Origin of the sequence: Pseudoduganella sp. S-14, assembly GCF_049913285.1 — a bacterium.
GTDB lineage: Bacteria > Pseudomonadota > Gammaproteobacteria > Burkholderiales > Burkholderiaceae_D > Rugamonas.
Genome location: NZ_CP183991.1, coordinates 1,416,517 through 1,430,113, shown reverse-complemented (window position 1 = coordinate 1,430,113; position 13,597 = coordinate 1,416,517). Strand labels below are relative to the sequence as shown.

10 protein-coding genes are annotated in these 13,597 nt (G+C 63.9%); 3 read left to right on the top strand and 7 right to left on the bottom strand.

The annotated features are described in order from the left end of the window. Nucleotide 1: 1 nt before the first annotated feature. The 7 genes from ACN9MZ_RS06645 to ACN9MZ_RS06615 all read right to left on the bottom strand — a co-directional run bounded on the left by ACN9MZ_RS06645 (nt 2) and on the right by ACN9MZ_RS06615 (nt 6,003). Nucleotides 2–532: a zf-TFIIB domain-containing protein gene (locus ACN9MZ_RS06645; RefSeq protein WP_426341430.1), complete on the bottom strand. Its 531-nt coding sequence runs from the start codon at nt 530–532 to the stop codon at nt 2–4. Then, nucleotides 529–2,592, bottom strand: coding sequence for a flotillin family protein (locus ACN9MZ_RS06640; RefSeq protein ID WP_426341429.1), 2,064 nt, complete (start codon nt 2,590–2,592; stop codon nt 529–531). Before ACN9MZ_RS06640 ends, ACN9MZ_RS06645 begins: the two co-directional genes overlap by 4 nt. 33 nt (nt 2,593–2,625) lie before the next feature. Continuing rightward, nucleotides 2,626–3,255: a ubiquinone biosynthesis protein gene (locus ACN9MZ_RS06635; RefSeq protein ID WP_426341428.1), complete on the bottom strand. Its 630-nt coding sequence runs from the start codon at nt 3,253–3,255 to the stop codon at nt 2,626–2,628. Between the two features lie 27 nt (nt 3,256–3,282). Next, entirely contained in the window at nt 3,283–3,618 is a 336-nt protein-coding gene (locus tag ACN9MZ_RS06630) for a hypothetical protein (RefSeq protein ID WP_426341427.1), read from the bottom strand. A 4-nt stretch (nt 3,619–3,622) separates the two neighbouring features. Beyond that, nucleotides 3,623–4,333 carry a PspA/IM30 family protein gene (locus ACN9MZ_RS06625; protein ID WP_426341426.1) on the bottom strand — a complete coding sequence of 237 codons (711 nt, stop codon included), beginning with the start codon at nt 4,331–4,333 and terminating at the stop codon, nt 3,623–3,625. A 10-nt stretch (nt 4,334–4,343) separates the two neighbouring features. After that, nucleotides 4,344–4,772, bottom strand: a complete 429-nt coding sequence (locus ACN9MZ_RS06620; RefSeq protein WP_426341425.1) for a DUF2170 family protein — start codon at nt 4,770–4,772, stop codon at nt 4,344–4,346. Between the two features lie 619 nt (nt 4,773–5,391). Then, on the bottom strand, nt 5,392–6,003 hold the full coding sequence (locus tag ACN9MZ_RS06615) for a TetR/AcrR family transcriptional regulator (RefSeq protein ID WP_426341424.1): 612 nt from the start codon (nt 6,001–6,003) through the stop codon (nt 5,392–5,394). 55 nt (nt 6,004–6,058) lie between these two features. Between ACN9MZ_RS06615 and ACN9MZ_RS06610 the strand changes: the two genes are divergently transcribed. The 3 genes from ACN9MZ_RS06610 (at nt 6,059) to ACN9MZ_RS06600 (ending at nt 13,581) form a co-directional block, all read left to right on the top strand. After that, nucleotides 6,059–8,848: a valine--tRNA ligase gene (locus ACN9MZ_RS06610; RefSeq protein WP_426341423.1), complete on the top strand. Its 2,790-nt coding sequence runs from the start codon at nt 6,059–6,061 to the stop codon at nt 8,846–8,848. Nucleotides 8,849–9,148: 300 nt separating this feature from the next. Further along, nucleotides 9,149–13,015 (top strand): carbohydrate binding domain-containing protein, encoded by a 3,867-nt coding sequence (locus tag ACN9MZ_RS06605; RefSeq protein WP_426341422.1) that lies wholly within the window; start codon nt 9,149–9,151, stop codon nt 13,013–13,015. A gap of 116 nt (nt 13,016–13,131) precedes the next feature. Continuing rightward, nucleotides 13,132–13,581, top strand: a complete 450-nt coding sequence (locus ACN9MZ_RS06600) for a DUF2147 domain-containing protein (protein WP_426341421.1) — start codon at nt 13,132–13,134, stop codon at nt 13,579–13,581. Nucleotides 13,582–13,597 lie beyond the last annotated feature (16 nt).

Sequence of the window (13,597 nt, the reverse complement as noted above, 5' to 3'; positions counted from 1 at the left end):
TTCAGTCTTTCGGTGCGCCCAGGAAGGCGAGCATCTCGCGGCGGTTCGGCTGACCGTCCAGCCAGGCGCGGACGCGGGCCAGTTCGGCCAGGTCGTCGCCGAAGCGCGCCTGCATGGCCTGCTCGATGCGCTCGCGCGATGCGGCCTTTTGTACGCTGGCCTGCCAGCGGTCGGAGGCGATTTCATCGAGCTGGCCATGGACGCCGAGCGACACCAGCGTATCCCATTCGCCGGCGTCGAGCCAGATCGCCTGCGCTGGCGCGCTGTAGTCCAGGCGCAGCGGATGCAGGCTGTCCACCTTCAGGCGCGTCATCAGGCGGCCGGTCTTGGGGCAGAGCCGGACCGCGCCATCGGCGACGCTGGGCTCCCACGCGGCCGCGGCCAGTGCCATCTCGGGCATGGCCTTGCGCCAGGTGCGATAGCGTTCGAGTTCCACCAGCACGCCGCCGCAAGATTCGCAGCGCTCGGCGGGCAGGCCGCCTTCGATGCGGGTCGGCTGGAAATGGGTATGTGCGCAGGCCGGGCAGATCATGGCTTGCCTTTCAGCTCAGGGACCGCAGCGATCAGGTTGTTCAGGGCGTGCTGCTGTTGCTGTGTGCCTTCACGCGATACCTTGGCCAGCAGCGAAGCCACGGTCAGGTTCTGCAGCTCGCCCGAGGAGCCGCCCAGCGCGCCGATCAGGCCGCGCAAGTCGTTCAGCATGTCGCGTTCCCCGCTCAGGTGATCCTTCAGGCCGACCTGCAAGGTCTTGCTCTTTTCGATCGCCGCGTCGATGCCGCGTCCGACCGACAGCGCGCGCACGAAGCTGTCGAAGTAGTTGCCGTCGCCGCCGACGATGTCGATCTTGGCGTTGCCCAGGGCCTTGCCCAGCACTTCTGCCTGTTCGCGGGCGATCATGGTCTGCGCATCGATGCCTTTCAGGGCCTGCTCGTTAGCCAGTTCCAGTTGCATGCGGAACTCTTCGTGGGCGCGGGTCTCGGCGCTCATCGCGGACATGGATTCGAACTTCTGCGCCAGGCCGCGCGACTCGGCTTCGAAGCGTGCCTCGATCACTTTGGCTTCCGCCGTGCCCAGGGTTGCCGTGGCAGCCGCATCGGCGGTCTTCACGGCAGCTTCGGCCAGGCCCATTTGTTCCTTGCCCTTGGCTTCGGCTTCCATGCGCAGGCGGGTGGCCTCGGCCTGTGCCGCGCCCTGCTTGACGATCGCTTCGGACGAAGCCAGCATGACCTTCGCTTCCGCCAGGCCAGGGGCGGCGATTTCCGCTTCCGTGCCTTCCGCCTGGCGCTTCTTGGCTTCGGCTGCCTTCTCGGCGACTTTCAGCGCCGCTTCCGCCAGGGTCAGTTCCTGCGCGGCGCGGTGCTTGGCCGCGCGCTCTTCCGCCTCGGCGGCCTTGACAGCCAGCAGGAGTTTTTCTTCGGCGCTGGCCTCGGCGGCGATCACTACCGATTTCTTGCCGCGATCGGCCTCGGCGATGGTGCGCACGTCCTTGATCGCTTCTTCCTGCTCGGCCACCGTGCGTTCGACCACGATGCGCTCGCGGATCACGTCGGCGATGGCCTTCTTCTGCACTTCCAGCGCCTTCTCTTTATCGATGCGCTGCAGTTCGACTTCTTTTTCGCGCGCGACCACTTCCAGCAGGCGGGCGCGGGTGACGCGCTCCTCCTCGATGGCGACGGCGCGCTTGCGGTTGTTCTCCGCCACTTCCTTCTCGCGGGTGGTGTTTTCCTGCTGCACCAGCACGACCTGCTCGGCCTGCAGGCGGGCCAGTTCGGACTTGGCGCGCTCTTCGGACTGCACCTTTTCGGCTTCGGCCTGTTCGCGGGCGCGCACGGAAGTGACTTCGCGGTTCTGGCGCGCCTCGGCGTCGGCTTGCTGGCGCTCCAGTTCCAGGATGGCTTCGCGGGTTTCCACGTCTTTTTTCTTGATGCGCATTTCCTCGTCGCGCTTCAATTCATTGGTGCGGATGCTTTCGATCGCAGTCAGTTCGGTGATCTTCTTGATGCCCTGGGCGTCCAGGATGTTATGGCTGTCCAGCTTCTCGATCGAGGTCTGTTCGAGATAGTCGATGGCTGCGTCTTCCAGGATGTAGCCGGACAGGTCGCTGCCGATCTGGCGGATGATGTCATCGCGGAAGCGGTCGCGCGCCTGGTACAGGTCGACGAAGTCCATCGACTTGCCGACGGTCTTGAGGGCCTCGGCGAACTTGGCCGAGAACAGGTTTTCCAGCGTCTCCTGGCTGGAAGCGCGGGCGCAACCGACCGCCTGCGCGACCTTCAGCACGTCTTCCTTGGTCTTGTTCACGCGCAGGAAGAAGGTGACCTTGATGTCGGCGCGGATGTTGTCGCGGCAGATCAGGCCGTCCTTGCCAAGGCGTTCGATCTCGATGGTCTTGAGCGAGATCTCCATCAGTTCCTTCTTGTGGATGATGGGGTAGACCATGCCGCCGGTGAAGCTGACGTCCGGCTCGGCGCGCAGGGTGTTGATGATCATTGCGTGACCCTGTTCGACTTTATGGTAGAAGCGCGCGAACATTGCCAGGGCGCCGAACAAAACGACGACGCCGATGGCGGCTGCAATCAACATGATGTCCATGGATTTCCTTCAGGTTGTAGGTGTTGTTAGTATTTATTGTTCTAAGTTGGCCGCGTAAGCGGCCTGTACTTCGTACTGCTGCAATGCTTCGTCATAGGCGACGATCACTGCGAGAGCATCCTTGCCCAGTGAGTTGGGCGCACTGGCCCAGACGCGGATATTCAGGCTGGCACCGCTGGTTTCCACTTCGGCGCGGCCGAATTTTTCATCCACCGACAGCGTGACGATGCGGCAGGTGCGGCCGACCAGGCTGCGGTTTTCCGGCGCGTGGTGCTTGACGAACAGCGGACGCAAAGGCTTGACCACGCGCGCCGATAGCCACACGCCGAACCCCGCCGCTGCCAGCAGAACGACGACGCCGCCGAACCATTGCAGCACCCCGGCCGGCAGCCACGCCAGAACGTATTCGTGCAGCAGGGCCGTCGGCAGCCAGGTGAAGAAGACCAGCAGCGTAGCGACGATCGAGAACGGCACGCCACCCAGACCCAGCGCCACCAGCCAAGAGGCCAGCGTTTCCAGGTCGGCGTGGTCGGCGTCGCCTTCGATGTTCTCGCCCAGGTCCAACACGCCGACCAGCGAAAAGGTCCAGTACACCAGCAGGATGATCAGCAGCACGCTGGGGATGGCGGTTGGGAAGCTGGCCAGGATTTGCCAGGTGCTCATTCAGTGCCCTTCATGGTGATGAGATCATTAACTATTTTCGTCTTTTGATTGCTTTATTGCAAATGTCATCAGCTGCTCATGCAACAATTCCTTGATGCGGCGCCGGTCGGCCGCGTCCACGCCCAGGCGTTCAGCCAGCAGCGCATAGTCGGCATCGGACAGGCTGACCGTCAGGCGCGGTCGCACCGGCTTGCTGGAATGCGGCAGGCCGAGGATCTTGCGGATCTGGTCCGAGGTGGAGAGCTGGCTCTTGAACGCGGCGAGGCGCACCGCGTCGATCACCTGCGTCTCCACATCGAAGGCCACCTGGACGGCGCGCAAGGCCGCATCCGATCCTGACCAGCGGGAAGAACTGCGGACCATGGCGTCAGCCCTGGTCCGGCGGGGCCGGGCGGACGCGTGCCTGCAGGCGGGCCATCACTTCGGCCTTGCGGTTGGCGCGCTCGCCGATGCCCGCCTGCGCCAGCTTGTTCTCCAGCGCCTTGCTACCGAATTCGCCTTCCAGCACTTCCGCTGCCTGCATGCGGTCGGCCATGTCCTGGTGGCGCTGGCGGATGCGCTCCAGCGATTCCTTCGCGCTCATCAGCTTGGAGCCGCTCGATCCCATGTTCTGGGAAATGGTGGCGGTAGCCTTGTAGACGCTCTCGGTGGTCTTGGCCATGGCCAACTGGCGCTCGTGCTCGCGCAGGGTGGCCTCGGCGTTGCGGATCATGTCCTTCAGGCGCGCGATGTGGCCGGCGTACTGGACGTGCGCCTCTTCCTGTTCGGCCAGCGCCACTTCCAGGTCGGCCACGCGCGCGGCGACTTCCTCGGCCAGGCTGGTCTCGTCCTTTTGCAGCGCCTGCAGCGCCAGGTCCTCGTACTTTTTCAGTTCGGCGCGCAGGCGTTCGATTTCGCGGCCTGCCTGCATTTCCTTGGCCATCACCGCCGTCAGGTCTTGCTTGGCGGAGGCCACATGGGCGGTCGCCTCGACGATTTCCTGTTCGTAGATGGTCGAGGCGTTGTGGTCGACGATGCTCTGGCCGAGCTCACGCAGATTACCTCGCAACATGGTCAGCACTTTGGAAAAAACAGCCATGATGGGCTCCTCACATTAGAAATTCGTTGAACACTTCCAGTGCCTCGAGCGCATTGTCGGCAGCCATGGCCACGTCGGTGGCGATGCTTTCCGGCGAAGCGTCGGCGGCCAGGGCGCCGAAGATGACGTAATGCTCGCCGATGCGGCCGAAGTTCGACAGCGGGATGGCAATGTTCAGGTCCATCATCGCTTCCAGCATCTCGGCGCGGCGTTCGGGGCGCACTTCCTGCTCGGTCCACAGATAGCAGATGCACAGCACCTGGTGCGGCGAAGCGGTGACGAATACCGGAATCTCTTCCTGCCCTTCGATGCACATCCGCATGACCGGTACGCCATCGGGCTCGCTTGGGGCCAGCAGGTTGGCGCTCACCGACAGCGAGCCCACCTGGGCGGACAGCGCGCTCTCGATCGCAAGCATCCGGCCCATCACTTCGTCCATAAAGTCACTCCTTGTTGTGGGTGGTTAGACATATTATGTCATTAGTATAAAAGCATGACATAAAATGTCAAGGACTGCCGCAACGCTTCGGGCGGCGGGCCTTCGTTCAGACACTGTCGGGGGGAGGTGCGGAAATTGCGCGGCCTGAAATCACTCCAGAGGGGGAATTTTCGGGTGCATCAGATTTTCAGCAGTTTTCTGCACTTTGCAACTCGGCTTCAGCACTTCTCAACGCGAGACGTGCCCATCGCTTCCTCTCTCGCTCGTGCAGCCTTGCGGTATGCAATAGCCGCGAAATGCGCGCGATGCAGGCTGCTAATACGCAAAGCGGCTGCCATCTGGCAGCATGACCGTTTTCCAGAGACAGCCTTGCGCTCCGTGCTGGCGCGCCAGCCACTCGCGCAAGATACGATCCACCAGGTCCGAAAAGTCCTCTTCGCTGGCATGCGCAGCCTGATAGTGGAGTAAGCGCGCAGCGTAGGCAATGCGATTGGTACGCTCACAGTTTGGCTCATGCTGCAATCTCCCGAGGCGAAAATCCCTTAGAGGGGGACATTCGAGAGAAGTCCAAATTTCAGCACATCATTTCAGCACTTCCCACAGAGGGACCCGGCAGGAGCTACCGAAGCAGGAAGCGAATAGCGGACTCGGCCAGTTCATCGATGCTGACGCCGGCGTCGCGCCGGTACCATTGCGCCGACCAGTTCAGCGCCCCGAACAGCCACAGCCGATCGAGCTTGCCGGGCGCCGGCCACTCGCCGGAAGCCTGCAACTCGTGCAGCACCGCATCCCACAGCGCCTCATAGCGATCCTTGGCCGCGACGATGCGCAATTGCCCCTCAGTGGAAAGCGCGCGCCACTCGTAGAGCATGACGTAGACAAAGTCCTGCCCCGGCGACAGCAGGGTCTCGAGATGGGTATGCACCAGGCGCCGGAACGCCTCGCGCGGCGGCAGGCCGAGCGCAGCCACCTCCTCGATGCGGACCAGGGCCTGCTGCATGCCCTCCTCGATCACCGCCTGCAAGATGTCCTGCTTGGACTTGAAGTGATAAAACCACGACCCCGCCTGCACGCCAGCAGCGGCCGCAATATCGCGCACGGTGGTGTTATCAAACCCTTTTTCGCGGAATAGCCTTGCCGAGACGGCAACAAGCAGCGTTTTCAAGCTGTCAGAAGCGGGCTGCGCGGGGCGGCCGCGCTTGCGGGGCGGGGAGGAATTGCTGGCGTCCATGTCCCCAGCAATCTACCTTATAATGAAAGTTTTCGCCAAATTTACAGCCCAAATCATGGAATTAGCCAAGTCTTTCGAGCCTGCCGACATTGAACAGTTCTGGCGCAGCGAGTGGGAAAAGCGCGGTTACTACGCAGCCTCCCTCGACCTGAGCAAGCCGTCCTTCAGCATCCAGTTGCCGCCGCCGAACGTCACCGGCACCCTGCACATGGGCCACGCCTTCAACCAGACCATCATGGACGGCCTGACTCGCTACCATCGCATGCTGGGCCACAACACTGCCTGGATCCCGGGCACCGACCACGCCGGCATTGCCACCCAGATCGTGGTGGAGCGCCAGCTGGACGCGCAGAAGGTGTCGCGCCATGACCTGGGCCGCGAAAAATTCGTCGAAAAAGTCTGGGAGTGGAAAGAGAAATCCGGCTCCACCATCACCGGCCAGATGCGCCGCATGGGCACCTCGCCCGACTGGCAGCGCGAATACTTCACCATGGACGCCGAGCGCTCCAAGGTCGTCTCCGAAGTATTCGTGCGCCTGTTCGAACAAGGCCTGATCTACCGCGGCAAGCGCCTGGTCAACTGGGACCCGGTGCTGGGCACCGCCGTCTCCGACCTGGAAGTGGTCTCGGAAGAAGAAGACGGCTCGATGTGGCACATCAAGTACCCGCTGGCCGATGGCAGCGGCCACCTGGTGGTCGCCACCACGCGCCCTGAAACCATGCTGGGCGACGTCGCCGTGGCAGTCGACCCGACCGACGAGCGCTACACCGCGCTGGTCGGCAAGATGCTCAAGCTGCCGCTGGTCGGCCGCGAAATCCCGGTGATCGCTGACGAATACGTCGACAAGGAATTCGGCACCGGCTGCGTGAAGATCACCCCTGCGCACGACTTCAACGACTACGCCGTCGGCCAGCGCCACAACCTGGACATGCCGTCGATCCTCACCCTGGACGCCAAGATCAACGAAAACGCGCCGGCCGCCTACCAGGGCATGGACCGTTTCACAGCCCGCAAGCAGATCGTGGCCGACCTGGACGCGCAAGGCTTCCTGGTCGAAGTGAAACCGCACAAGCTGATGGTGCCGCGCGGCGACCGCACCGGCGTCGTGATCGAGCCGATGCTGACCGACCAATGGTTCGTCGCCATGAGCAAGCCGGCGCCTGAAGGCACCTTCAACCCGGGCAAGTCCATCACCGAAGTGGCGCTGGAAAAAGTCTCCAGCGGCGAGATCAAGTTCGTCCCTGAGAACTGGAGCACCACCTATAACCAGTGGCTGAACAACATCCAGGACTGGTGTATCTCGCGCCAGTTGTGGTGGGGCCATCAGATCCCTGCCTGGTACGACGAGCAAGGCAACGTCTACGTCGCCCGCAGCGAAGAGGACGCGCAAGCGCAAGCCGCCGCAAAGGGCGTCACGGGCGCCCTGACCCGCGACAACGACGTGCTGGACACCTGGTTCTCGTCCGCCCTGGTACCGTTCTCCACCCTCGGCTGGCCGAACGAAACGCCTGAACTGCAAGCCTTCCTGCCTTCGTCGGTCCTGGTCACCGGCTTCGACATCATCTTCTTCTGGGTCGCGCGCATGGTCATCATGACCAGCCACTTCACCAACAAGGTGCCGTTCGAAACCGTGTACGTGCACGGCCTGGTGCGCGACTCGCAAGGCCAGAAGATGTCCAAATCCAAGGGCAACACCCTGGATCCGATCGACCTGATCGACGGCATCGGCCTGGAAGAACTGGTGGCCAAGCGCACCACCGGCCTGATGAACCCGAAAGACGCGGCCAAGATCGAAAAGGCCACCCGCAAGGAATTCCCGGAAGGCGTTCCAGCCTACGGCACCGACGCCGTGCGCTTCACCATGGCTTCCTACGCCTCGCTGGGCCGCAACATCAACTTCGACCTCGGCCGCTGCGAAGGCTACCGCAACTTCGGCAACAAGCTGTGGAACGCCACCCGCTTCGTGCTGATGAACACCGAAGGCCACGACTGCTCCGCCAACGAAGCCGGCCTGTCGGCCGCCGACAAGTGGATCATCTCCGCCCTCAACCGCGCCGAGCAGGAAGTGCACAAAGGCTTCGCCGACTACCGCTTCGACAACATCGCCTCCACCATCTACCAGTTCGTCTGGTACGAATACTGCGACTGGTACCTGGAGCTGGCGAAAGTCCAAGTGCAGCAAGGCACGCCGGGCCAGCAGCAAGCCACCCGCCACACCCTGCTGCGCGTGCTGGAAGTCATCCTGCGCATGGCGCACCCGATCATCCCGTTCGTCACCGAGCAGCTGTGGCAGACCGTGGCCCCGCTGGCCGGCAAGGGCGGCGAAGGCCAATCGATCATGACCCAGGCCTACCCGCTGCCGAACGAAGCAGCGATCGACGCCGCCGCCGAAGCCTGGATGGGCGAACTGAAAGGCCTGACCGACGCCACCCGCAACCTGCGCGGCGAAATGAAGCTGGCGCCATCCGTGCGCGTGCCGCTGATCGTGGAAGCCTCCGGCGACGACAAAGCAAAGATGGCCGCCTTCGCGCCCTACATCCAGATGCTGGGCAAGCTGTCGGAAGTGCAGATCGTCGACGCCCTGCCCGAATCGCCGGCCGCCGTCTCCGTGGTCGGCACCACCAAGCTGATGCTGAAAGTCGAAATCGACGTCAAAGCAGAACGCGAGCGCCTGTCGAAAGAGATCGCCCGCCTGGAAGGCGAAATTGCGAAAGCCAACGGCAAGCTGTCCTCGGAAAGCTTCGTCGCCCGCGCCCCGGCAGCCGTGGTCGCGCAGGAAAAGGAAAGGGTCGCCACCTTCGGCGCCACCCTGGCCAAGATGCAGGAACAACTGGCCAAGCTGTAAAAATAAATAGGGACGTACCCCATTTATTGCGCAATGCCCGGCCGCGGCCGGGCATTTTTTACGCCCGAACTGTAGGTAAACTACATCACTTGTGTTGACATGTAGTCAAACAATCCGTAGTTTACCCCTCTCTACCTCTGCGCACCGCGTTCAAGTGGTAGTAATAGTACATCCACACCCAAGCAGTCCCGCAAAGGGCACCACGCACTGAGACGCTCCACCCGATAGCCGCTATCGCCCCACTGGCGAGGCGCCCTTGCGCACCCGTTCCGCAGTTCCAACCTGTGAAAGGAGATGTGCATGCAATTGCGTTTGAAACCCCTGGCCGCATTCCTTGCGGCTTTGTTCGCCGCCAGCCACGCCGGCGCCGGCACCATCCCGGCCGCCCACGTGTACCACAACCACATGCCGAACTTCTGGCCGTTCTATGCCGTCGATCCGCTGGCCAAGTACAACGCCACCGCGATCGGCGCGCCGGTGCGCTATTCCTACGACGCTGACGTCATCAAGCTGAAAAACAATCCGCCGGCCGGCTACAGCTACTACCTGCCTGCCTCGCTGGGAGGCGCCATCATGCCGCACGACGACCTGGTGGCCTACTACACGCCGGACGCCAAGACCGGCGCCTACCAGTACTGGCCGATGCAGGTGGCCAACGAGATGCAAAGCTGGTCCGGCGCCAAGGGCCAGGTCCACGTCACCATGTCCGGCGCCGTCATCAACAACGTGCAAAGCCTCGCCAGCGCGCAGAACGTTCCCGGCTACAGCAACAGCAACTGGGGCGCATCCTGGCTCAATACCTGGAACTCGCTGAAGACCGCCAATAACTACCGCACGCTCGACACCGTGCACTTCACCGGCCACCACAGCATGGGTCCTCTGGTCGGCACCGACTACTTCCTGAAGGACCTGGTCTACCAAAACGTCACGCTGGCCCAGCCCTACTTCCTCGGCAACGGTTTCGTCGCATCCAAGGGCTTCTTCCCTACCGAGCTGGGATTTTCCGAGCGCCTGATCCCGACCCTGGCCAAGCTGGGCGTGCAGTGGTCGGTCATCGGCAACAACCATTTTTCGCGTACCCTGAAGGACTACCCCTACGCCAGCTTTGACGCCAGCGGCGACACCCTGACCTCCCCGCCCAACCGCGCCGACCTGCGCAACACCTCCGCCCTCGGCAGCTGGGTGGCCGCCAATATGGCGCACGAACAGCAGGTGGTCGTCAACAAATTCCCCTTCGCCTCCACCCCGCACTGGGTGCGCCACGTCGATCCCGCCACCGGCGCCGTCACGCGGCTGGCCGGCATCCCCGTCAGCCAGAACGGCTCCTGGCTGGAAGGCTGGGAAGGCGCGGTCACGGTCGACGAGCTGGCGCCCTACACCAGCCTGGAAGCGCGCCAGTTCTTCGTGGTGGCGCACGACGGCGACAATTCCGGCGGCCGCGCCGGCGCCCTGAGCACCTGGCAGGCCGGCCACTCGAGCACCTGCAGCGGCAACGGCTACTGCCTCGGTATCGACGAATACCTGCGTGCCAAGCCGATTCCCGACAGTGACGTGCAGCACGTGCAGGACGGCTCCTGGATCGACACCCGCGATTCATCGTCCGACCCCACCTGGTACCACTGGCGCCTGCCCTTCCTGATCTGGAAAGGCCAGTTCGCCGATTTCAACCGCATTACCGGCAACAACCTGGCGCCCAAGACCAACCTGAAAGGGCAGCAGGAAGGCGCCACCGTCTCCTTCGAATACGGCTGGCACTACCTGGAGCGCAATTTCGCCCTGCTGCAAGCCACCCTCAATTACGCCAAGACCGCCGAACAAATCTGGCTGGACGGCCACCCCAACCACTGGTCGCCCAGCAGCGCGCTGGACAAGCAGGTCACGCACGCCGGCAACCAGCTCAACCCGTGGATGCTGTCCTACCCGGTCAAGGGCGATGCCGCCAACGACTACGCCGGCGGCGCCAACCCGGCCGAACTGGCCTGGTACTTCCTGCTGCCGGCCATGGACTCCGGCTTCGGCTATTACGACGAAAACAAGGACGACTCGGTCAAACCCACGCTGGCCTTCAACAACTCGCTGGCCTTCTCCCGCCCCTACGTGCAAGCGCACCTGGCGCAGGACCGCACCGGCCCTTCCGTGTGGTGGCCGCAGCGCTACCCTTACAATCCCGGCTCGGTCAACGCTTCCAAGGCCGAAGGCTGGACCGTACAGCATTACAGCAATGACTTCGCCGTCTACACCTACGGCCACGACGTGTCGGGCATCGCCAGCGCCACGGTGAAAGTGCGGGTCCACGCCAGCAACGAGATCAACGCGGCCGACGACAGCTACAAGGTTTACGACCCGGCCGCCCTGGCCGGCCAGCCCGGCCTGGCGATCAACCCGGCCAATGTCGGTCCTTGGCAGGACGTGACCATGCAAGTGCGCGAGCTGCAGCCGGACATGAATGGCGTGCCGTGGATCCCCGCCACGCGCGACACCATCGCCGCCCTGCCGGCGCAGGACAGCGGCGACCTGTATTACGCCTACCTCCCCGGCTACCGCAACCAGCTGCTGGACTACTACGTCGAAATGACCGACACCCTGGGCAACGTTACGCGCTCGGAGATCCAGCAAGTCTTCGTCGGCGCCGGCCGCTATCGTGCCGTGGCCACCGGCTCCGGCTACACGGAAGACATCAACGGCACCATCAACGGCACCTACCCTTTCCTGACGGTCGACAGCACCGCTCCCAGCGCGCCAGGCCAGCCTGCCGCCAGCCAGCTGACCGACCGCTCCCTGACCCTGTCCTGGCCGGCCGCCGGCGACAATATCGGCGTCACAGGCTACAAGGTGCTGCGCAACGGCGTGCTGGCCGGCTCGCCCGCCGGCACGACCTTCACCGACAGCGGCCTGGCGCCCGCCACCGCCTACAGCTACACGGTGAGCGCCTTCGACGCCGCCGGCAACCAGTCCGCCGCCAGCCCGGCCCTCGCCGTCACCACCCTGGCAGCCGACACGCAAGCCCCCACCGCACCCGGCCAGCCGGCCGCCTCCGCCATCACCCCGGTGGCCGCCACCCTGTCCTGGGCCGCCGCCAGCGACAACTACGGCGTGGCCCAATACCTGGTGCTGCGCGACGGCAGCCCGGTCGGCGCCACCGCCGCCACCAGCTACAGCGACAGCGGCCTCACGCCATCGACCAGCTACAGCTACAGCGTCAAGGCGCAGGACGCGGCCGGCAACACCGGCCCCGCCTCGCCTGCCCGCACCCTCACCACGGCCGCCGGCAACATCGCCACCGTCTACTACCGCCTGCCCAGCGGCTGGAACAGCGCCAATATCCACTACAGCCCCACCGGCGGCGCCTGGACCACGGTCCCCGGCGTGCCGATGGCGCCGGCATGCAGCGGCTGGCTGTCCTACACTGCCAGCCTTGGCGCGGCCACCGGTTGGCAGGCCGTATTCAACAGCGGCAGCGGCAGCTGGGACAACAACGGCGGCAAGAACTACGCGCTGGGCACCGGCCTGTCCAGCGTGGCCGGAGGCGCCGTCACCAGCGGCAGCAACCCGTGCAATGTCGACAGCACGCCGCCCGGCGCCCCGGACGGCCTGGCCGCCAGCGCGATAGGCGCCACCAGCGTCAGCCTGGCCTGGAGCGCTGCCACCGACAACGTCGGCGTGACCGGCTATTACGTGTACCGCAACGGCAGCCTGCTCGGCACCGCCACCGGCACCAGCTACGTCGACAACACCCCGTCCCCCGCCACCAGCTACAGCTACACCGTCAAGGCGATCGACGCTGCCGGCAATGTTTCGGCAGCCAGCGCCGCGCTGGCGGTGACCACCACGGCAGCATCGTCCTGCCAGGTCACCTTTACCATCGCCAACGCCAATACCGTCATGGGGCAGAACCTGTACGTGGTCGGCAACGACACGCGCCTTGGAAGCTGGACCCCGGCCAACGGCTTCGCGCTGGCGATCCAGGGCAGCGGCGCCAACGTGCCGTGGAGCGGCAGCGTAACGCTGCCCGCCGCCAGCGCCATCCAGTACAAATACGTCAAATGGAACGGCAGCACGGCGAGCTGGGAAGGCAGCCAGGCCACAGCCTCCGGCAACCGCGAGTTCAGCACGCCGGCCTCGTGCAGCAGCCCCCTGCCGCGCAACGACGGCAACTTCAAGTCCTGACCCCGACTTTCTTCTTTCTAGAGGCTTCCCTCCAAAAAAAATAGCATGACCGTACGGTGTCCTGCCGGGTCCTTTGCTACACTGATTTTCCCCAAATCTAAATAAGAGACACCCTCATGCGCCTAACCCGCACAGTGGCGCTGGCTGCGGCAGCCTTGCTGGCTGCCGCTCCGGCATTCGCCCAAGATCCCTCTCCAGTCGGCCTGTGGAAGAATATCGATGACGTCAGCGGCAAGCCGAAAGCCCTGATCCGCATCACCGAGGAAAACGGCGCCCTGCAGGGCAAGATCGAAAAGCTGTTCCGCGGCCCGACCGAGGAACAGAACCCGGTGTGCGACAAGTGCACCGACGCGCGCAAGGACAAGCCGATTGTCGGCATGGTGATCGTGTCCGGCCTGAAGAAGGATGGCAGCGAATACAACGGCGGCGAGATTCTCGACCCGAACAACGGCAAGGTGTACAAGAGCAAGCTGGAAATCGCCGACGGCGGCAAGAAGCTGAAGGTACGCGGCTACATCGGCTTCCCGATGCTGGGCCGTTCGCAGACCTGGGAACGCCAGGAGTAAAATCGGCAAACCAGGG

Bases quoted from the DNA above. Each gene is read 5' to 3' on its own strand.
- ACN9MZ_RS06645 (WP_426341430.1), bottom strand. From the start codon at position 532: ATGATCTGCCCGGCCTGCGCACATACCCATTTCCAGCCGACCCGCATC.
- ACN9MZ_RS06640 (WP_426341429.1), bottom strand. From the start codon at position 2,592: ATGGACATCATGTTGATTGCAGCCGCCATCGGCGTCGTCGTTTTGTTC.
- ACN9MZ_RS06635 (WP_426341428.1), bottom strand. From the start codon at position 3,255: ATGAGCACCTGGCAAATCCTGGCCAGCTTCCCAACCGCCATCCCCAGC.
- ACN9MZ_RS06630 (WP_426341427.1), bottom strand. From the start codon at position 3,618: ATGGTCCGCAGTTCTTCCCGCTGGTCAGGATCGGATGCGGCCTTGCGC.
- ACN9MZ_RS06625 (WP_426341426.1), bottom strand. From the start codon at position 4,333: ATGGCTGTTTTTTCCAAAGTGCTGACCATGTTGCGAGGTAATCTGCGT.
- ACN9MZ_RS06620 (WP_426341425.1), bottom strand. From the start codon at position 4,772: ATGGACGAAGTGATGGGCCGGATGCTTGCGATCGAGAGCGCGCTGTCC.
- ACN9MZ_RS06615 (WP_426341424.1), bottom strand. From the start codon at position 6,003: ATGGACGCCAGCAATTCCTCCCCGCCCCGCAAGCGCGGCCGCCCCGCG.
- ACN9MZ_RS06610 (WP_426341423.1), top strand. From the start codon at position 6,059: ATGGAATTAGCCAAGTCTTTCGAGCCTGCCGACATTGAACAGTTCTGG.
- ACN9MZ_RS06605 (WP_426341422.1), top strand. From the start codon at position 9,149: ATGCAATTGCGTTTGAAACCCCTGGCCGCATTCCTTGCGGCTTTGTTC.
- ACN9MZ_RS06600 (WP_426341421.1), top strand. From the start codon at position 13,132: ATGCGCCTAACCCGCACAGTGGCGCTGGCTGCGGCAGCCTTGCTGGCT.